Annotated in this window: 17 protein-coding genes; 2 read left to right on the forward strand and 15 right to left on the reverse strand. The window is 61.5% G+C overall.

Annotated features, from left to right (window positions below):
* The first annotated feature begins 700 nt into the window (after positions 1-700).
* On the forward strand, positions 701-2,134 hold the full coding sequence (locus HX851_RS40355; protein WP_177062282.1) for an aminotransferase-like domain-containing protein: 1,434 nt from the start codon (positions 701-703) through the stop codon (positions 2,132-2,134).
* Between the two features lie 53 nt (positions 2,135-2,187).
* On the opposite strand, the gene HX851_RS40360 is transcribed toward HX851_RS40355, so the two are convergent.
* The 11 genes from HX851_RS40360 to HX851_RS40410 all read right to left on the reverse strand — a co-directional run bounded on the left by HX851_RS40360 (position 2,188) and on the right by HX851_RS40410 (position 13,010).
* Positions 2,188-3,009, reverse strand: coding sequence for an N-acyl homoserine lactonase family protein (locus tag HX851_RS40360; RefSeq protein WP_177065156.1), 822 nt, complete (start codon positions 3,007-3,009; stop codon positions 2,188-2,190).
* Between the two features lie 13 nt (positions 3,010-3,022).
* Positions 3,023-3,991: a diiron oxygenase gene (locus HX851_RS40365; RefSeq protein WP_177065154.1), complete on the reverse strand. Its 969-nt coding sequence runs from the start codon at positions 3,989-3,991 to the stop codon at positions 3,023-3,025.
* A gap of 75 nt (positions 3,992-4,066) precedes the next feature.
* A complete protein-coding gene (locus tag HX851_RS40370) occupies positions 4,067-4,825 on the reverse strand; it encodes a TauD/TfdA family dioxygenase (protein WP_177065152.1) in 759 nt (252 codons plus the stop codon).
* A gap of 21 nt (positions 4,826-4,846) precedes the next feature.
* A complete protein-coding gene (locus tag HX851_RS40375) occupies positions 4,847-5,728 on the reverse strand; it encodes a branched-chain amino acid aminotransferase (RefSeq protein WP_177065143.1) in 882 nt (293 codons plus the stop codon).
* On the reverse strand, positions 5,725-6,789 hold the full coding sequence (locus tag HX851_RS40380; protein ID WP_256262760.1) for an Ldh family oxidoreductase: 1,065 nt from the start codon (positions 6,787-6,789) through the stop codon (positions 5,725-5,727). The genes HX851_RS40375 and HX851_RS40380 overlap by 4 nt, the downstream gene beginning before the upstream one ends.
* 28 nt (positions 6,790-6,817) lie before the next feature.
* Positions 6,818-8,164, reverse strand: coding sequence for a KamA family radical SAM protein (locus tag HX851_RS40385; protein WP_177065139.1), 1,347 nt, complete (start codon positions 8,162-8,164; stop codon positions 6,818-6,820).
* A 255-nt stretch (positions 8,165-8,419) separates the two neighbouring features.
* A complete protein-coding gene (gene yfcF, locus HX851_RS40390; protein WP_177062295.1) occupies positions 8,420-9,073 on the reverse strand; it encodes a glutathione transferase in 654 nt (217 codons plus the stop codon).
* 392 nt (positions 9,074-9,465) lie between these two features.
* Positions 9,466-9,951 carry a cupin domain-containing protein gene (locus HX851_RS40395; protein WP_177062298.1) on the reverse strand — a complete coding sequence of 162 codons (486 nt, stop codon included), beginning with the start codon at positions 9,949-9,951 and terminating at the stop codon, positions 9,466-9,468.
* A 55-nt stretch (positions 9,952-10,006) separates the two neighbouring features.
* A complete protein-coding gene (locus tag HX851_RS40400) occupies positions 10,007-10,498 on the reverse strand; it encodes a RidA family protein (RefSeq protein WP_370590647.1) in 492 nt (163 codons plus the stop codon).
* A 68-nt stretch (positions 10,499-10,566) separates the two neighbouring features.
* Positions 10,567-11,856 carry an ATP-grasp domain-containing protein gene (locus HX851_RS40405; RefSeq protein WP_177062299.1) on the reverse strand — a complete coding sequence of 430 codons (1,290 nt, stop codon included), beginning with the start codon at positions 11,854-11,856 and terminating at the stop codon, positions 10,567-10,569.
* Positions 11,857-11,909: 53 nt separating this feature from the next.
* The gene (locus HX851_RS40410; protein ID WP_177062300.1) at positions 11,910-13,010 is read right to left on the reverse strand and encodes a hypothetical protein; all 1,101 of its coding nucleotides are present in this window, start codon (positions 13,008-13,010) and stop codon (positions 11,910-11,912) included.
* Positions 13,011-13,135: 125 nt separating this feature from the next.
* Between HX851_RS40410 and HX851_RS40415 the strand changes: the two genes are divergently transcribed.
* Entirely contained in the window at positions 13,136-14,548 is a 1,413-nt protein-coding gene (locus HX851_RS40415; protein ID WP_177062301.1) for an aminotransferase-like domain-containing protein, read from the forward strand.
* Between the two features lie 337 nt (positions 14,549-14,885).
* On the opposite strand, the gene cyoE is transcribed toward HX851_RS40415, so the two are convergent.
* Genes cyoE through cyoB form a run of 4 tightly spaced genes read right to left on the reverse strand, consistent with a single transcriptional unit; the run spans position 14,886 to position 18,765 of the window.
* Positions 14,886-15,773 carry a heme o synthase gene (gene cyoE / locus HX851_RS40420; RefSeq protein ID WP_017123636.1) on the reverse strand — a complete coding sequence of 296 codons (888 nt, stop codon included), beginning with the start codon at positions 15,771-15,773 and terminating at the stop codon, positions 14,886-14,888.
* Positions 15,774-15,783: 10 nt separating this feature from the next.
* Positions 15,784-16,113, reverse strand: coding sequence for a cytochrome o ubiquinol oxidase subunit IV (gene cyoD, locus HX851_RS40425; RefSeq protein ID WP_177062302.1), 330 nt, complete (start codon positions 16,111-16,113; stop codon positions 15,784-15,786).
* Positions 16,114-16,740, reverse strand: coding sequence for a cytochrome o ubiquinol oxidase subunit III (locus HX851_RS40430; protein ID WP_042934322.1), 627 nt, complete (start codon positions 16,738-16,740; stop codon positions 16,114-16,116). It abuts the gene before it with no gap.
* Positions 16,741-16,743: 3 nt separating this feature from the next.
* Complete coding sequence (gene cyoB, locus HX851_RS40435; RefSeq protein WP_177062303.1) at positions 16,744-18,765, reverse strand: cytochrome o ubiquinol oxidase subunit I; 2,022 nt, start codon at positions 18,763-18,765, stop codon at positions 16,744-16,746.

Here is an 18,765-nt window from a genome sequence, read left to right on the forward strand (position 1 = left end):
GAATCCGAAGTGGGGGGCGTCGGCGCAGGGACCGACAACTGGCAGGCTATCGGCAAGTTGTATGACAACTTGAACGGACTTTCGGAAAAACGAGGATGGGTGCTATCAATAGGCTATTGTGCTGCAAGGCACAATTTGATCTTGAGGCCAAGGTGCGCGGGAGTTAAGTGAAACATTGCTTTTCCATCGGCCACAAAAAACCCGCCGAAGCGGGTTTTTTGTTGACCATTACAACTCCCTGTCGTCGACCGTCCTGGCCTGGGTCAATCTTCCATGACTCTGTGCACATCCTTGTGCAGCAGCGATGGGTAAAGATTAAGCCCTGCGACAAAAGCGCAACAGAGGAGATCTCGGTGTCCGTCTGTAAGCCTTTCGCCATATCCCGACCGGCCCGCTCACACGCTCCGGCCCACCGGCTGACGCCCATCCCCCGCTCGGCCCAACAACAGGTGATCATCGGGTCGGAGACGGGCCATCGCGCCTGATGGCCTGCGACCTTGTAAAGTCCGAGACTGCTGCGCCTGGCGGCCCCGCAGAAACTCCCCGCGTACCTGACCAGGAGGGTAGCCCCATGGATAGGTGATGCCCCACGGTTGTGTGCCAAGAACCTCCCTCCACCCTCCCAGCATCACGGGTCCGCCTGCAAACACGCCGTTCGCCTTACAGTCACGACTTCAGTGATGCGATTTCGATGGTCAATATGAACTCGCCTCCTCTCTACCGCCAACTCGCCAATCACTACCTCAACGCGATTCAGGCAGGAACCCTGAAAACCGGTGAGCGTTTCCCATCCATTCGCCTGATGATGGAAAAACACGCCATCAGCCTTTCCACCGCCGTCCAGATCTGTCGCCAGCTGGAAGACTACGGTGTCCTGGAAGCCCGCCCCCGCTCCGGCAATTTCATTCGCCAGCCTGCCAAACCCGTTGCGCTATCCACCGACCGCGAGCCGCTGTTGCCCCTGGATACCAGCCACTATGTCGGTATCCACGAACAGGTGTCAGCCGTGGTCAAGGCCAGCCAGAAGGCCTCGATCCAGGTCAACCTCGCCAGTGCCTACTGCGGCGCGCAGATCTACCCGCTCAAAGCGCTCCAGGACCATATGATCAAGGCCCTGCGCCAGGATCCGCAACTGATCGGCAGCCCGTCCCCGGCGAGCGGCGCCCGCCCGCTGCGCGATTTGCTGGCTCGACGGGCACTGGGCTCGAAGATCAGCGTCACCGCCGACAAGATCGTCATCACCAACGGTGCCACGGAAGCCATCAATCTCGCTCTGCGGGCCGTCACCCAGCCGGGTGATATCGTCGCGGTGGAATCACCGACGTTCTACGGCCTCCTGCAGATTCTCGAAAGCCTGAACCTGCGGGTACTGGAAGTACCCACGACCGCCAAGACCGGGATCAACCTGTTCGCCCTCGAACAACTGCTCCAGGGCCCGGAACGGATCAAGGCGTTGATCGTCATTCCCAACCTGCACAATCCCCTGGGCAGCGTGATGCCCGATGCGCACAAGGCGTTGCTGGTGCAACTGTGCTCGGACTACGACACGGTACTGATCGAAGACGACACCTACTCCGACCTGGCCGATACCGAGCAGCCGTTGTCGGCCCTGAAAAGCTGGGACCGCAACGACAACCTGATCTATTGCGCATCGCTGAACAAGACACTCGCACCCGGCCTGCGCCTGGGCTGGATCGCCGCCGGCAAATGGCACGACCGGGTCGAGATGCTCAAGCACACCCAGTCACGCAACTGCGAAATGCTGCCGCAGCTGGCGGTGGATGCCTTTATGAAGACGCCGTCCTACGAACGTTACCTGCGCAGGCTGCGAGGACAGTTGACGATGCAGCGAAAGCAGATGAGCGCGGCGATTGCGCAATACTTCCCGGCGGGCACGCAGATCACCAACCCCAAGGGCGGGACCCTGCTGTGGGTGGAGTTGCCCCAGGGGCATTCGTCCCTGGAGCTGTTTCACCAGGCGTTGCAGCAAGGTATCTACATTTCGCCGGGAATGATCTTCTCCAACTCGCGAAGCTTCGATCACTTCATCCGCATCGGTTGTGGCACGCCCTATTCACCGCGCATTGAAAATGCCGTGGCGACCCTGGGGCGATTGATTGCACGACAAGGCTGAACGAACCGTGTCGGGGAGGCCTGCTGGTCACCCAGAGACCTCCCCGGCACTCACTACATCCGGTCTACCGGATGCTCATGCAGGCAGATGATGTGCGGGTCGTTCTGCCAATGGGGGAAACGCTTGGCAATCAATGGATCGTGCCCCGGAATGACATGGTCCTCGCCATCCACCAGGCCGTCGATGGTCGCGAAGGCTTCGAGGGTCTGGGCCATGTCATCGAGAATCGGGAACGGGCTGCGCAAACGGATATTGGCCCACAGGTGCGCCGAGTCGGAGGCCAGCACCACCCAGCCGCGCTGGGTCGGCACGCGCACCACCTGGCTGCCCGGCGTATGCCCGCCCACCGCGTGAATCGTTACGCCCGGCACAATCTCCACGGTGCCACGATGCAGGCGCAGGCGCCCTTCGAACAACGGCGGGATCGCCGACATCACGTCGTCCACTTCGTAGGTCTTGTTGATCGCGTGGTGGGTCATCTTCGGCCCGGTGCAGAAGCGCAACTCTTCTTCCTGCAAGTGAATGGTGGCCTTGGGAAACAACCCCAGGTTGCCGGCATGATCCCAGTGCAGGTGCGTCAGGATCAGCGTCTCGACCTGGGCCGGGTCGATACCCAGTTGCTGCAACGACTCCTCCGGCAAACGGTACATTTCGCGATTGCGTCGGTCGGCCGTGGCCGGCTGGAAACAGGTGTCCACGACCACCACGTGCTGGTCGTTGCGGATCACCCAGAAATAGTAGTCCAGCGGCATCGGCGCATTGGGATCGCCGCAGCAGGCATCATAGAGAAAGTTCTCCCGCGCAGTGCGTTGGGAGTTGGCGCCGACGCGGATGGCAAAGACTTCATAGACCGGGGACAGCGATGGATTCGGCATGTGCTTGCGCTCCTCAGGCCGGTTGCGCGGCAGGCGCCGCCTTGACGGTGGAACTGAAATCGAAGTCCATGTCGGCGGTGATCCCCAGGTCCTCGGCCAGTCGATACAGGCCGCTGTAGTCACGCATGATCGCGCTGCCACGACTGGCCTCGCGGGTGTCGCCGATGATGACGTCGACATCGGCCACGCCGAGCTGCGCCAGGATCGCCTCCCACATCGAATAGTCCTGGGCGACAAAGGCATTCAGCGCCTCGGGCAGGGTCTGCACGAAGAAGCGGCGCTGTTCGGCGTCCATGTGCTCGTACATCACCTTGGCTACTTCGGCGAGCACCTTGCTGTGGGCGTATTCGTCACGGTTGTGCAACTCGGCGACCCGACGGTTTTGCGGCTGGATGCTCTGGTCGTCGGCGAGCATGTCCAGGTAGGCGTTGACGCTGATCTCGGCAACCACCGCAAAGGTGATCGCGGCCAGGTCCCGTTGCCAGGCATGGGGCAATTGCGCGCACAGCGCCTGCAAGCGCAGGTAGGTGACCGAGGGCGGCAGGTCGAGGTCCTGCTCGAGGTTGCGATCGGCCTTGCTGCGCTGGATCGCCCGCAAGTGCATGAGCGTGTGGTAGTGCTCGTCGATCAGGGTCTGCTGCATGGCTTCGCGAAAGTGCCAGTCGTCCTTGCCCAGGTACTGGTTGGCAATGACGCTCAGGGCCGGATTGACCACGCACTCCTCGGCGGTGACGGTGCGCAGGTTGTAGCCGATCCAGCCCCAGGTCAGCACGGCACTTTTCAGTTCCTCGCTCAGCGCCTGGAACTTCGGATGGTGGAAGAACGGGACCATGGCGATCGGGTAATCCGGCTTGCTCGGGTCGAACTCGTCGGTCAGCGGGAATTTGTCGCCGGCGCAGACGGTCGCCCGCTTGGTCCAGGCCTTGTTGAGTTGCACGACCAGCTTGTGGTCGACCTTGGCGATGACAATGGCTTGTTGCATGACGTGATACCTGTAGGACGCGCACGGAGTCCGTGCGCGGGTGCAAAGGGGAAAACCGCGGGACGCATTCGCGCGTCAGGCGAGCCAGTAGCGGGTCAGGTGCCGCTGGGGATCGCGGTACTGGCTGCGGGCATGCATCAGGCGCCAGTTGTCCCAGATCAGCACGCAGCCATCGGGGATCAGCAACGGCGTGCAGTGCTCCAGGAAGAACTGCTCGCCCAAAGCCGCGATACGCCCCAGGGGTGTGCCGCTGTTGCGGCCTTCGGGAGCGCTCAGGTCCTCCTGGGACGGGTTCACATCGCCGTAGTGAAACTGGTTGTAGCTAAAGCGGAAGATGTCGCCGTCGGCCGCAGGTTTGAAGATGTATTCCTCAAGCACGCGTCGGGTGGTTTCACCGGGCTTGGCCGTGGCGTTGAACGCGACGGGGTTGCCCTCGATCCACGCCTGCAGGTCGGCCGGCAGGGTCTTGAGGAAGGCCAGGCCGTCGGCCAATTGTGTATGCCCGCCACCGCAGGTCGCCTGGCGATGACAGTGCAGCACCAGGTAACGCGGCGGCGGGTCATAGACCGGGGCCTCGGTGTGGGGACCGATGCCGTTCATGCTCTGGGAGTACGGCAGGTCGTCGAAGCCCGGTTTCAGGGTGACTTCGAAGGTGTCCAGGCCGTTGAACTGCGGGATCACCCGGCCGAACGGCGCCAGCGTCTCGTACAGGTCGGTGCTGAGTTCACCCGGCTGCAACAGGGTCCAGCCCTGCTCGGCCAGCTCACGCCGGTGATGGCTCAAACCGTACCGCGCAGCCGCGGCTGGGTCGTTTACAAGGGTTTCTTCCAACATGACGAAAGTCCTTTTGTCTGGTCAGGCGATGACGGCGGCGGCATAGGCGTCGATCAGGTCGCGACAGGCCCGGCCGGGCTCATACTGGAGGTCATCGATACTGCGCACCGGGGTGATTTCGGCGGCCGTACCGGTCAGGAAGCACTCGTCGAAATCACCGAGATCATCAGGCAACAGCGTTCGCTCGATCACCTCGTAGTCCAGCGCCCGGGCCAGCCGGATCACGGTCTGGCGGGTGATGCCGTTGAGGAAGCAGTCCGGCACCGGCGTGTGCAGTTGCCGGCCCTTGACGAAGAAAATATTCGCGCTGGTGGCCTCGGCCACATGGCCGCGCCAGTCGAGCATCAGGGCATCGTGGTAGCCGCTGTTTTCCGCATCGTGCTTGCTCAGGGTGGCGATCATGTACTGCCCCGACGCCTTGGCCTCGAACGGGCTGCTGCTCGGTGGCGGACGCCGCCAGGTCGCGGTCTTCAACTTGATTCCGGCCATGCGCGCCGCCGGGTCGAAGTAGCTCGGCCATTGCCAGCAGGCAATCGCCAGGTGCACGCTGTTGAACCGCGCCGAGGTCGAGATCATCTCGCTGCCGCGCCAGGCCACCGGACGCAGGTAGCCATCGGTCACGCCGTTGCGTTCGAGCAAGGCATGGCTGGCGGCCTCCAGGGTTTGCAGGTCATAAGGGATGGTGAAATCCATCAACTGCGCGGAGCGGTACAAACGCTCGGAGTGCGCCCGCAACTGGAAGATCTTCCCGTCGTAGACCCGCTCGCCTTCGTAGACGGTACTGGCGTAGTGCAGCCCGTGGGTCAGGACATGGATCTTCGCGTCCTTCCACTCGACGAACTCGCCGTCGAGCCAGATATAACCGTCGCGCTGATCGAAAGGAATCGCTGTCGGGCCGCTCATACACTCACCTCCGCGGTGTTCATCAGGACACTGGCCACATTCAGTCCGCCGAGGCGGGCTTCGGCCATCAGGACACCGGCTTCTTCTTCGGAAGCCGGGATACCGGCAATCAGGCGATTGCGCCGGGTATGGGCCTGGGGATCGCCAGCCACGCTGATACGCTCGCCCGCCTGGGCCGGGGTGGCGCGAATGGTTTCCATCAGGCCGGCCAGGCTGTTCTGGAAGCCGCCCAGGTCGGTGAAGGCGGCGATATCCAGGGCGATCATGAAGTGGCCGATCTGCCGTCCCTTGCTGAAGGAGCCGGTGTCCAGATGGTCCAGTTGGTGATCCAGCGGCATGCCGGTCAGCAGGCAACTGAGCACCTGGACCATCATCGCCAGGCCCTGGCCCTTGTAGCCGCCCAACGGTGACAGCGACACCACTTCATCCGGTTCGGCGGTGTCGTTGCCGTCCTGGTCCAGCGCCCAGCCCAGGGGCAGCGACAGACCGAGCTTGCGGTAGTGTTTGACCTGGGAATAGGAGATCTGGCTGGTCGCCATGTCGAGCACGAAAGGTTGGCCGTCCGCCGGAGCGGCGAAGCAGATCGGGTTGGTCCCGAACATCGGCTGCTTACCCTTGAACGGCGCCATGCGTGCCGCGGCGCTGGTGGTGACGATGCCGATCATGCCGCTGTTGGCAATTTCCAGGCCGTATACCGACGCGGCGCCGAAGTGGTTGGAGTTACCCACGCCGACCGCGGCGATACCACTGTTGCGGGCCTCCTGCACCGCCAGCCTGGCCGCGTACATGCCGGCCACGGTGCCGAGCGCCTGGTCGGCGTCGAGGATAATCACGTTGCCGTTGCGACGCTGCACGTTGATGTTCGGCATCGCATGGCTGCGGCCTTCGTCCAGTTCCCGCAGGTACAGCGGCAGCAGGCGCAGGCCATGGGTGTCGACGCCCATCAGCGACGTGTCGACCAGGGCATTGGCGAACCAGTTGGCGTGTTCGGCCGACACGCCGCGGCGTTTGACCGCCTGCGCGCAGACCTGGCGGGCGGTGTGCGGATTCAGATAGAGCATGGTGTTCATTCCATCGAATAGGTTGAGATCAAACGGCTTCCAGCACCACAGGGATCAGTTTCGGCGGCGCGACGCTTTCGTTCTGGAAGAAGAAGAATTCCTCGCCAAAGGCCGGGACCAGTTCGTCGAACCAGGTCGCCTGCGGGTCGAACTTGGCGTAGAAGGTGCGCAATACCCACTGCGGATCACGGGCCTGGAGAAACTGCAGGACGAAGACTTTCTCGCCACCGACGGTCTCGATCCCGTTGATCACCACCTTGCCGTAGAAGGTGCTCATCGATGGCCCGCGGACCGTGCGCGCCAGCCCGGAGACGGTGCGATAGGCCGACTGGTAGATCTCGAAGGCACGGTGCAACGGCATTGCGAAGTAATGGCTGGGGCCGGTATCGCGCTCGACGAAGAAGTAGTACGGAATGGCGCCGAGGCGCACGCCTTCGGTCCACAGCGCCGCCCAGTCGGCCGGGTCTTCGTTGATATGACGAATCAACGGCGCCTGGATCCGCAAGGTCGCCCCGGAGGAGCGGATCCGCTGGATCGCCTGGCGGGCCATGTCCTGCTTGATCTCCACCGGATGGTTGTAGTGCCCCATCACCGAGAGGTTCTTGCCGGTCGCCACCACACGCTTGAACAGATCGATCAGGGCATCGGCGTCCTTGTCCGTGACAAAGCGCTGCGGCCAGTAAGCCACCGACTTGGTCCCCAGGCGGATGCTCTTGATGTGCGCCATGTCCGGCGCCAGCAACGGCTCGATGTACTCGGCCAGGGAACGGGTGTTCATGATCAACGGGTCGCCGCCGGTGATCAGTACATCGGTCACCTCGGTGTGTACCCGCAGGTAGGCCGCCAGTTCCTGGGATTCACGGGCGTTGAACTTGAGTTCTTCCTCGCCGATGAACTGGGCCCAGCGGAAGCAGAAGGTGCAGTAGGCGTGGCAGGTCTGGCCCGCGCCGGGAAAGAACAGCACGGTTTCCCGGTACTTGTGCTGGATACCCGACAACGGCTTGCCATCCAGGGTCACGGTGTTGTGGGTCAACTGGCCGGCCGGGTGCGGGTTCATCCGCTGCCAGACCTCCTCGACCTGACGCTTGACCGCCGCGCTGTCATCGCCGTCGATCAGCGCCTTCAGGGCCTCGTACTCATGCGCGTGCAGCATGTCGCGGTGAGGAAAGGTCATGCGGAAGATCGGATCGTCCGGAATGTTGTTCCAGTCGATCAACGTACTGAGCACATAATCGTTGGTACGAAACGGCATGACCTTGGACACTACCGTCATTGCTTCCTGCAACTCCGGGGTCAACTTCTGCCAATACACCGTATCGCGAATAGTGCGTGAATTATAAGGCTTGTACTTCTGTGGTTCGGACATTCCCTGCATGACAGCGCTCCTGACGATTCTGTTATGAGTTCACCTTGCATATCGCTTTCAACCGGACTGTTTCGCACTGCGTTTATTCAGCAATCACAGACAAACGCAAGCCTGTTGCCTTTAACGTTGTTCAACGCGGCAAGTTCGGTCTTGTTCAGTAATGGTTATCAACCACTGACAGCGATACAGTGCTTATTCGAATCTTTTCGATCATTCATCACGGTCAATCGATCATTGTCCCCAACGGACCGATCACGGCTGTGTTCACTTCGCCGGCAACGGCGCCACACGCTCTTGCCCGACCCAGGCCTGGACGCTGTCGCGACTCCATTGCCGACGTACGTAGGCCGCCAGGTGCTCGGGCATCTCGTCGCCATTGGCCAGCAGGCGATTGAGCATGATTGCCAGGTCCGTGTCGGCAATGCTCCAGTCACCGAACAGATGCCCGCCGCTGTCGCCGAGGAAGGTACTGGCAACCCGGTACAGGCGCTCTACGGCAGCCTTTGCCCCATCGGACAGGGGTTGGTCTTTCTTGCCGAAATAGATCAGGTCGGCCGGACGCTCCTGGCGAATCACCAGCAGGTCGCTGCGCAACCAGGCCTGCAGTTGACGAGCGCGGGCACGTTCCTGCAGGCCACGGGGCAGAACCTGTTTATGACCGGCATGGGCAAAGGCCTCGTCGAGGTATTCGGCGATGGCCGAGGACTCGGTCAGGGCAAAACCGTCATGGACCAGGGTCGGCACCTTGCAGGTCAGCGACAGGTCGCGATAAGCCGGCAAGTAGTTGTCCCGTTGCTTGAGATCGACGGTGACAATATCAAACGGCAGTTCCTTTTCTTTCAAGGCAACAAATGCCGACAACGCAAAGGCACTGACAAAGTCCGCGCCGACATACAGGGTTAATGATTGATCAGCCACAGGATGTTCCTTTCCAGATTCAAATAGTTGAATAGTTTCAATCGAATGTTTCGACTGCAAAAACTGCCTGACAGATAGACAACAGGACAATGCGCAGCAATATGCCGGACTGCCCATCACTCAAATTGATTCAGCGCTGTTATCTACGGAAAGGATCGTAGATAACTGCAAGCCCCTTCGATAGATACAGAAAATGCCTGTTTGCATCGATACAGATGGCCCACGGACAAGCGGATACATCGGTAGCATCAGGCAGCCGATTGCCCTGGAGCAGGCGAAGGTGAGGCAGCAGGAAAGTACCAGGCACAAAAACCGGCAGCAGAAATGCAATCAGGGAGCCAACGAACGTTGGCTCCCTGACAGGAACATCGGCGGGGAGAGATCGCGACGGGTTACTTCACCACGCCGATCCGCCCGTTCTGATCAGCGAAATTCGACAGTGCCGCCACCTGCGGCATGTTGCTGATATTGAGCATCACCAACGGCTCGTCCACGGAGCCATTGACGAAACCATGCGGGTTCCAGGCCGGCACCACGATCACGTCGCCACTGCCGACCGCTACCGCCTCGGCATCGCCCAGGGTCAACTCGCCCCGGCCCGACTGGATGATGAACAGGTGCCACCAGGTATGGGCATGCCCATTCAGGGTGGTCCCCGGGTTCAGCCACTGCATCGAGATCACGGTGCCGGGCAGGATTTCGCAACCGCCGATGCTCGACTCGCTCGACAGCGCGACAATATCGGTATCGCTGGGCTGCATGTCCCGTTGCAGGCTCGCCAGGTCCGAGCCTTTCCAGACCTGAGGCTTGGGTGATGACCCTTGCAGGCTGTTGCGGAAATCCTGATAGGTGAAAAAGCTGCCCTTGAAGGTATCCATGTGTCGTTCCATTTTTTTCGTGCGGCGTACCGTTCTCGCCACACAGACATTGAATTTATAGCTGGCGCAACGCCCCTTCGCTAACCGCGGCAATGATATCGACTTCAATGGCGGCATTCTTCGGCAATTGATACACGCCGATGGTCGTCCGGGTATGCCGGCCGGCATCGCCCAGCACCCGATGGAGCACATCCGAAGCGCCATTGGCGACTTCGCTCAGCTCGGGAAAGTCTTCCGTCGACTTGACGTAGACCGTCACCCGCACCAGGGTCTTTATGCGATCCAGCGAACCGATGGTCTGCAGGATCAGCGCCAGCCCGCGCATCGCACTGATGCGCGCGGCTTTCTGCCCTTCGGTCAGGCTCAGGTTGGCACCGACGCGCCCGGGCAGGATCACCCTGCCGCTCATCATCGGCACCAGGCCGCTGACGTAGACCTGGTCATGCAGGCGGATCACCGGCGAGTAATGACCTCCGGCGGTGTTTTCGCCGTAGATGTCATAACCCAGTTCCTGGGCAATGGCGATAAAACGTTCATCACACGACATCAACATGACTTCCTTCTGTGGATGGGCAAGCACCGGTAGCAACGCGTCAGGCCAGGGCGGTTCGGGGTTCACGACAGTGCCTCTTCGAGGTGCCGTACCGGCTCGAACTGCGAAACCACGATCGCCGACTCGATGGCCTGCGTCAGTTGCAGCAGTTGCTGGCTGAGCGTCGGGTAGTCGGGGTTGAAGAGAATCACGTGGCCGATGAACGAGGTGTTGTCGGTCACCAGGGCCGACACCCGGTCACCCACGTCCTTGCTGTAGCAGCCCTCGATCACCTCGATACCCAGGCTGGCGGCCAAGGCCTGGATATCCGGCAGCTGCTGCAAGGTGCCGTGGGCCGGCGCGCTCACCAGGCGGATCCCGCAGTAGCCCTGCGCGACCGGCTCGACCTGGGCCATGCGCCCTTCGACCGCCCAGCGCACCCAGCTCTCCCAGGGATCAAATGTAGCGAAGGCTTTACGGGCCAGGTCCCAGATATGCATGCCCGCCGGACGCATATTGGTTTCCACGGCCGAGGTCATGCCGTCCTGCTTGAAGAAGACCTCGTTGTGATAGGCGCCATTGTCCAGGGAGACCAGTTGGCGCATGTGCTCGCCCGCCGAAGCGATGGCCGTCAGTGCCGTCCCCGTCAATGGCGCGGGAACGACCTGCTGGATTTCGGCGCGATAAGCCCCTTCGGTGGTGGTCTTCTCGGTCACCCAGGAACGCCCCGCCACGCAGTCCCAGCTGTATTCCCGAGCCTCCTGTACCAGTTCTTCGACAATGATGCCGCCCGCCCGGTATTGCTCCAGACCCACCCAGGCCTCTTCGCATTCGGCCGGCGAGTGGATCACCCGGCAACCCCGGCTGGCACCTTCGCAGGCCGGCTTGATAAAGGCCTTGCCGCCGAGCGCCGCGACCCGCTGGCGCAGTTCGTCGAGGTTCTCGACCCGGCAGGAAAACACCGGTTGATAACTCGCCGGCGAGGTCGGCGCCGCGGCCTCCAGTTGACGGAAGATTTCCTTGTCCAGGCCGGCCCGGGCCTGCTCGGGCGTGATGCCCGGCAAGCCATGGCGCGTCGCCAGGCCGGCACCGAGCAATACCCCGCGATCGGAAAACGGCAACACGCCGATCAGGTCCCACTCATCGGCCGCCAGGCAACTGGACACCGCGTTCAGCGCCGCATCGAGGTTTTCCACGGCCAGGGAAGTGGTCCAGACGTAGTCCGCCACTTCGTAGTCTTCCAGCTGGACCTTTTCCACCAGCAGGATCAGCGTCGCCTGGTAGAGCGACCGGCACAGCTCGCGCAGCTTGCCGATGTCACGGACGCGGTTGCCGTTGTAGCCGACCACGATCACACAGGGTTTTGTACTCATATCGGATATCCCCTTCTTGTTACGCACTCTTTGCGCGGACGCCTGCCATGGGCTCAGTCATGCAGCGGTGCGTTGAGCCTGCGATTGAGGTAGTACCAGGCCAGGATCCCCAGGGCACCGATCACCCCCAGGACATAGGCGTTATAAGGGTCGGGCAGCGCCCGCATGAGCAGCACGGTCAGGCCGGCGCCGACCCCCAGGGACACTTCCTTGGCGAACATGCTGTTCTGCTTCACGGAGAAGTAGTCCAGGTAGCTGAACGCACATTCGGCGATGGACAGCAGGGTGACCCAGATGAATGCGCCGATCAGGGTTTCCACATGGAAGGCGGCCGGCGAGGACAGCACGAGGAACCCGGCGAAGATGATGCCGATCACGGCAAATATCTTGAAACGGCCGGTCAGTTCGATCACGCGCATGACCGGCACTTGCAGGAACACCACCACGGCGCTGTTGAGGATCAGCATCAGGCCGTACCACGACGGCAGTTCGCCGGTTTCCCGCAGGATCGCCTGGGGCAGGATCGAGAACACCCCGAACAGCTTGATGCCCATGATGATCCCGGCGATCACCCACGGCAGCTTGCCCAGCCAGCCGGAACCGCCCTGGGCCTTCGAAGGCGAGGAAATGGTCGGCAGTTGCAGGGTCGCGCCCATGGCGACCGGCAGGCACATCAGCACGAAGCCGGCGGCGCCGAGGAAAAACAGGGTCGGGGTCAGCTGCGGCGACAGCAGGATCAGGCCGGCGATCAGGCTGCCCATGTTCATCGCCACACGATTGTAGGCCGCGCCTTCCTTGGTCTGCGCCGCCTCGCTCTTGATCAGGTACCCGGCGATGGCAATCCCGTAGGCGAACAGCGCCGCGCCGAACATGACGATGCCCTGGTCCTTGGTCAGTGCCAGCAGCACCAGGCCGGCCGTGGCACACAGCAGCGTGACGCTGAGGGAGCGGCGGCCGAGGAACAGCAGCGTCAAAGGCAAGAGCAACAGCAGCGCGCGGTAACCCAGGGCGAGAATACTGTTGGTCGCGGTGTCGAGCCAGACGTTGGCCTTGCCCAGAACCGCGAACAGCGATACGGCGGTAATGATCCGGATGACGAACAGCCGGACGTTAACGGCCGGCTTGGCAATACCGGCAGTTGTTTCAACACTCATGGAAAACCTCTTCGATCAGAACGATGCACAGGGCGATGGCGTCGATACTAGTGAGCGGAGGTCTTCTTGATCAGAGCAAGTTAGACTAGAATCCTCCGAACTTTATTGCTCGGATGACCAGTAAAATGCAGGCGCAAAGAGCCGTGATCGCCGCTATCGAGTTCGAATCCGGCGCGCCACTGGTACAGCAGATCGTCGAGCGCTTCACCGCGGCCATCAGCCAGGGTGGCCTGCAGCACGGCGCCAAGTTGCCGCCGATCCGTGAACTGTCGGAACTGATGGGGGTGGGCAAGTCGACGGTGGTCGAGGCCCTGGACCGCCTGCGGGCCAAGGGCCTGGTCGCCTCGCGCCAAGGTTCGGGGCACTATGTCACCCGTCTCAGCGCGGCGGCGCATGCCGGTGTCGGCCGTGATCTGCTGCCCCAGGACACCCTCAGCGTGGTGCGCCGTGCCCTGCTGCTGGACAACGGTGCCCTACGGCCCGGCTGTGGTTTCCTGCCCTCGTCCTGGTTGCCCGGCGAAGAACTGCTCAAGGCCGCGCGCGGCACCCTGCGCTCCACCACCCTGCGCATGGGCGAGGCCGGTGTCCCCGCCGGCTATCTGCCGTTGCGCCAGGCCCTGCGGGTGAAACTGGCGACCTTCGGCATCGAGGTCCCGGTGGAGCAGATTGTGACCACCGCCAACACCGTGCAGGCCATCGACATGCTGATGCGCCTGCTGATCAAGCCCGGCGATACGGTGCTGCTGGACGATCCGTGCTACTTCAACCTGCGTTCGAACCTGTTGCTCCATGGCGCCAAGGTGATCAGCATCGCCCGCGACTGCGAAGGCGTGGATTTCACCCGGCTCGAACAACTGCTCGACAGCCACCGGCCGGTGCTTTACCTGACCAACACCACCCTGCATAACCCCACCGGGCATTCGTTCTCGCCAGCCCAGGTGTATCGCTTGCTGGAGTTGAGTCACCGCTACGGTTTCCATATCGTCGAAGACGACCTGTACTGCGATATCCAGCAGAAGCGCACACCGCGGCTGGCGGCGGCCGGCGGGCTGGAAAACATCAGCTATGTCTCGGGTTTCACCAAGACCCTGAGCGCCAACAGCCGGGTCAGTTATGCCGTGCTGACGCCGGAACTGGCGGCGCGGATGATCGCCCTGAAGATGATGAGCGGCGGCGTGACTTCGGAGCTGGCCGAGCAGATGACCTACCGGATGCTCAGCGACGGCAGCTACACCAAGCATGCGCGGCGGCTGGTCGACCGTTTGTACGAGTCGAACGACCGGGTCGCGCAATGGCTGGCAGAAGCGGGCTGCGCGTTGTCATCCTGTCCGGGCGAGGGCCTGTTTCTCTGGACCCGCCTGCCCGCCGGGATGAACGCCGAGACACTGGCGCGCAAGGGCCTGGAGAATGACATCGTGCTGGCCCCTGGAACCCTGTTGAGCACGGCCGACGATGCGGTGAGCTTCCTGCGGTTCAACGTCGCCCATAGCGATGACCCACGTGTGCGGGAGAGGTTCATGCGCCTGCTGGATAGCTGAGTGTCACAATCCATGCAGGATCTGGCTTGTGTAGGCGCTGGCTTGCCAGCGATGAGGCCTTCAAGCCTTGCACTGCCTGCCCGGGCGCCATCGCCGGCAAGCCGGCTCCCACAAGATCGCGCCTCACCACACAATATCGTTGCCACCATGCCCTGCGTAGGAGCTGGCTTGTGTAGGAGCTGGCTTGCCAGCGAAGAGGCCTTCAAGCCTTGCACTGCCTGTCCGGGCGTCATCGCCGGCCAGCCGGCTCCCACAAGTTTGTGTCTCACCACGAAGACAGGCGAAAAAAAGCCCCGCGCTTCTTCCGAAGGCGGGGCTTTTTCGTCTGACGGGTCACTCAGTGCGCGTAAGTCAGCAACAACTCGGTCGGCACCTTGAAGTCCAGGGACATCATCACGCTCAGCGCGGTAATGGTGAAGATCGAGAACACGAACAGCTTGCGTGCCCAGACCGTGTCATCCACCGCCTTGTAGCCGGTCCAGGCCATGTACAACCAGTACATGCCCATGGCCGCGGCCACCGCGAGGTAGCTCATGCCGGCATAACCGCTGAACGTCAGCATCAACGTCGCGCCGAGGAAGGCCAGGATGTAGAGCAGGATGTGCTTCTTGGCCACCAGGATCCCGCGCTTCACCGGCAACACCGGAATCGATGCGGCCAGGTAGTCGTTGAAGCGGAAGATCGCGATCGCGTAGGAATGCGGCATCTGCCACAAGCTGAACATCACCAGCAGCGTCAGTGCAGCCATGTCGAAGCTGTTGCTCACCGCCACGTAGCCGATCACCGGAGGCATCGCCCCCGACAGACTGCCGATCAGCGTGCCGTGAACCGACTTGCGCTTGAAGTACAGGCTGTAGAAGCCGACGTAGATGACAAAGCCGATCACCGCGAACAGCGCCGCCAACGGGTTGGCGACGCGGTATAGCAGAGCCACGCCGGCGACGCCGAGGACGGTCGCGTAGACCAGGGCCAGTTTCAGGGAGATAAGCCCCTGGACCAGCACCCGGTTCTTGGTGCGTTCCATCTTCAGGTCGATGTCGCGGTCGATGCAGTTGTTGAACACGCAACCGGACGCCACCACCAGCGAAGTGCCGATCATGGCCGCCAGGAAGATGGCCAGATCGACATGCCCCTTGGAGGCCAGGAAGAAGCCACCCGCCACAGAAAGCACGTTACCGAAAATGATCCCCGGTTTGGTGATTTGGATAAAGTGCTTGAGCGACATCGGGTCTACCTCACTTCGCCATCATGACGGCGTGGATGCTGAACATGATCCACAGTGACAGGCCTACCAGCAGGACGATCACCAGCGCCGCGAAGATAAACGCAATCACGTTGTTACGCTGCGCGGCGGAACGGTCCAGGTGCAGGAAGTACACCAGGTGCACCAGCACCTGGATCACGGCGAAGATCAGCACGATCCACAGGGTCGCGGCCTTCGGCAGCGACGGGTACATCACCAGGCCGAACGGGATGGCAGTCAGGATGATCGACAGGACAAAACCGATCATGTACGACTTTACGCTGCCGTGGTTGGCATCACTGGAATGGTGTGCATTAGCCATTTACAGAGTCCCCATCAGGTAAACAACGGTGAATACGCAGATCCACACGACGTCCAGGAAGTGCCAGAACAGGCTCAGGCAGCTCAGGCGAGTGATGTTGGTCGGCGTCAGGCCGTTTTTCCAGACCTGGTACATCATCACGGCCATCCAGATCAGGCCACTGGTGACGTGCACACCGTGGGTCCCGACCAGGGTGAAGAACCCGGACAGGAAGCCGCTGCGGTTAGGGCCGTAGCCTTCTTCGATCAGCTTGTGGAATTCGTTGATTTCCATGCCGATGAAGCCCAGGCCGAACAGGAAGGTGATCGCCAACCAGCCCAGTACCTGGCTTTTCTTGCCCTTGAACAACGCCAGCATGGCGAAGCCGTAGGTGATCGAGCTGAGCAACAGGCAGGCGGTTTCGCCCAGCACGTAAGGCAGTTCGAAGATGTCGTGGCCCGACGGGCCACCCGCTACGTTGTTAACCAGTACCGCGTACGCTGCGAAGATCGACGCAAACAGGATGCAGTCGGTCATCAGGTAGAGCCAGAAACCGAATACGGTCATCTCGCCCGAGTCGTGGTGATGGTCATCGTGCCCATGGTCATGACCATGGGCGTGTCCAGCATGAGTCACTGCATTCGACATGGTTTAAGCCTTTTCCAACGAGGTTTCAACACGAGCATTGGCCGCAATTGCCTTGGCCTCTACCAGCACCTTGTGCTGCTCGGCTTCGATGCGTTCGATGGTCTCTACCGGCACCATGTAGCCCTGGTCGTCACGGGCGGCATGGATGATGAAATAGATCACGGTACCGGCCAGGCCGAAGATGGCCAGCCACCAGATGTGCCAGATCATCGCGAAACCGAAGACGGTCAACAGCGCGCCCATGACCAGGCCGGTCGCGGTGTTGTTCGGCATGTGGATCGGCTGGTAGCGCTTTGGAACCGAGTACGCGGTACCGTTTTCCTTGGCTTCGGTGAACGCGTCGACCTCATCGGCTTTCGGCAGTTCGGCGAAGTTGTAGAACGGTGGTGGCGACGAGGTCGACCATTCCAGGGTATGGCCGTTCCATGGGTCGCCGGTCACGTCCAGGTTCTGCTTGCGATCACGCACGCTGACGTAGATCTGGATCAGTTGCGAAGCGATACCGAAGGCGATCAGCACCGCACCGAACAGCGCGACGTACAGGTAAGGCACCCACTCAGGGTTGGTGCTGGAGTTCAGGCGACGGGTCATGCCCATGAAGCCCAGTGCATAGAGCGGCATGAACGCGACGAAGAAGCCCGAGATCCAGAACCAGAACGCGGCCTTGCCCCAACCTTCGTGCAGCTTGAAGCCGAACGCTTTCGGGAACCAGAAGCTGAAGCCGGCGATGTAGCCGAATACCGCACCGCCGATGATCACGTTGTGGAAGTGCGCGATCACGAACAGGCTGTTGTGCAGGACGAAGTCAGCACCCGGGATGGCCAGCAGTACGCCGGTCATGCCGCCGATGGCGAAGGTCACCATGAAGCCCAGGGTCCAGAGAACCTGGCTGGTCATGCGCAGACGTCCACGGTAGATGGTGAACAGCCAGTTGAACAGCTTCACCCCCGTCGGGATCGAGATCAGCATGGTCGCCAGGCCGAAGAAGGCGTTGACGTTGGCACCCGAACCCATGGTGAAGAAGTGGTGCAGCCAGACCATGAAGCCCAGCACCGAGATCGCGCCACTGGCGTAGATCATCGAGTGGTGGCCGAACAGTTTCTTGCCGGAGAAGGTCGAGATGACTTCGGAGAAAACCCCGAACGCCGGCAGGATCAGGATGTACACCTCGGGGTGACCCCAGGCCCAGAACAGGTTGACGTACATCATCGGATTTCCACCCAGTTCATTGGTGAAAATGTGGAAATCCATGTAGCGGTCAAGCGTCAGCAAAGCGAGTGTGGCGGTGAGGATCGGGAACGAAGCAACGATCAGCACGTTGGCCCAGGTGCAGGTCCAGGTGAAGATCGGCATGTCCATCAGCTTCATGCCAGGGGTACGCATTTTCAGCACGGTGGCCAGGAAGTTCACCCCGGTCAGCGTCGTACCCAACCCTGATAGCTGTAGCGCCCAGATGTAGTAATCGACCCCCACGCCCGGACTGTATTGCAGGCCCGACAGCGGCGGATAGGCAACCCAACCGGTCTTGGCGAATTCGCCGACACCCAGGGACACGTTGATCAGTACCACGCCGGAGACCAGCAGCCAGAAGCTCAGGGAGTTCAGGAACGGGTAGGCAACGTCACGCGCACCGATCTGCAGCGGCACGACGATGTTCATCAGGCCGGTGAAGAAAGGCATCGCCATGAAGATGATCATGATCACACCGTGGGCGGTGAAGATCTGGTCATAGTGATGAGGAGGCAGGTAGCCCGGCGAACCCTCGGTGGCCATGGCCAGCTGGGTACGCATCATGATGGCGTCGGAGAAACCGCGCAGCAGCATGACCATGGCGACGACGATGTACATGACACCGATTTTCTTGTGGTCGACGGAGGTCAACCACTCGGTCCACAGGTAGGTCCACTTCTTGAAGTAGGTGATCGCCGCGAACAACGCCAGACCGCCGAGCGCGATCATGGCAAGGGTCACCATGACAATCGGCTCGTGGAACGGGACCGCTTCCCAACTTAATTTACCAAACAT

The sequence above is a fragment of the Pseudomonas gingeri genome (genome assembly GCF_013385635.1).
Classification (GTDB): Bacteria; Pseudomonadota; Gammaproteobacteria; order Pseudomonadales; family Pseudomonadaceae; genus Aquipseudomonas; species Aquipseudomonas gingeri_A.

What these genes read in the sequence shown, in the direction of transcription:
- HX851_RS40355 (WP_177062282.1), top strand. Translation starts at nt 701, where the DNA reads ATGAACTCGCCTCCTCTCTACCGCCAACTCGCCAATCACTACCTCAAC.
- HX851_RS40360 (WP_177065156.1), bottom strand. Translation starts at nt 3,009, where the DNA reads ATGCCGAATCCATCGCTGTCCCCGGTCTATGAAGTCTTTGCCATCCGC.
- HX851_RS40365 (WP_177065154.1), bottom strand. Translation starts at nt 3,991, where the DNA reads ATGCAACAAGCCATTGTCATCGCCAAGGTCGACCACAAGCTGGTCGTG.
- HX851_RS40370 (WP_177065152.1), bottom strand. Translation starts at nt 4,825, where the DNA reads ATGTTGGAAGAAACCCTTGTAAACGACCCAGCCGCGGCTGCGCGGTAC.
- HX851_RS40375 (WP_177065143.1), bottom strand. Translation starts at nt 5,728, where the DNA reads ATGAGCGGCCCGACAGCGATTCCTTTCGATCAGCGCGACGGTTATATC.
- HX851_RS40380 (WP_256262760.1), bottom strand. Translation starts at nt 6,789, where the DNA reads ATGCTCTATCTGAATCCGCACACCGCCCGCCAGGTCTGCGCGCAGGCG.
- HX851_RS40385 (WP_177065139.1), bottom strand. Translation starts at nt 8,164, where the DNA reads ATGCAGGGAATGTCCGAACCACAGAAGTACAAGCCTTATAATTCACGC.
- HX851_RS40395 (WP_177062298.1), bottom strand. Translation starts at nt 9,951, where the DNA reads ATGGATACCTTCAAGGGCAGCTTTTTCACCTATCAGGATTTCCGCAAC.
- HX851_RS40400 (WP_370590647.1), bottom strand. Translation starts at nt 10,498, where the DNA reads ATGTCGTGTGATGAACGTTTTATCGCCATTGCCCAGGAACTGGGTTAT.
- HX851_RS40405 (WP_177062299.1), bottom strand. Translation starts at nt 11,856, where the DNA reads ATGAGTACAAAACCCTGTGTGATCGTGGTCGGCTACAACGGCAACCGC.
- HX851_RS40410 (WP_177062300.1), bottom strand. Translation starts at nt 13,010, where the DNA reads ATGAGTGTTGAAACAACTGCCGGTATTGCCAAGCCGGCCGTTAACGTC.
- HX851_RS40415 (WP_177062301.1), top strand. Translation starts at nt 13,136, where the DNA reads ATGCAGGCGCAAAGAGCCGTGATCGCCGCTATCGAGTTCGAATCCGGC.
- cyoE (WP_017123636.1), bottom strand. Translation starts at nt 15,773, where the DNA reads ATGTCGCTCAAGCACTTTATCCAAATCACCAAACCGGGGATCATTTTC.
- cyoD (WP_177062302.1), bottom strand. Translation starts at nt 16,113, where the DNA reads ATGGCTAATGCACACCATTCCAGTGATGCCAACCACGGCAGCGTAAAG.
- HX851_RS40430 (WP_042934322.1), bottom strand. Translation starts at nt 16,740, where the DNA reads ATGTCGAATGCAGTGACTCATGCTGGACACGCCCATGGTCATGACCAT.
- cyoB (WP_177062303.1), bottom strand. Translation starts at nt 18,765, where the DNA reads ATGTTTGGTAAATTAAGTTGGGAAGCGGTCCCGTTCCACGAGCCGATT.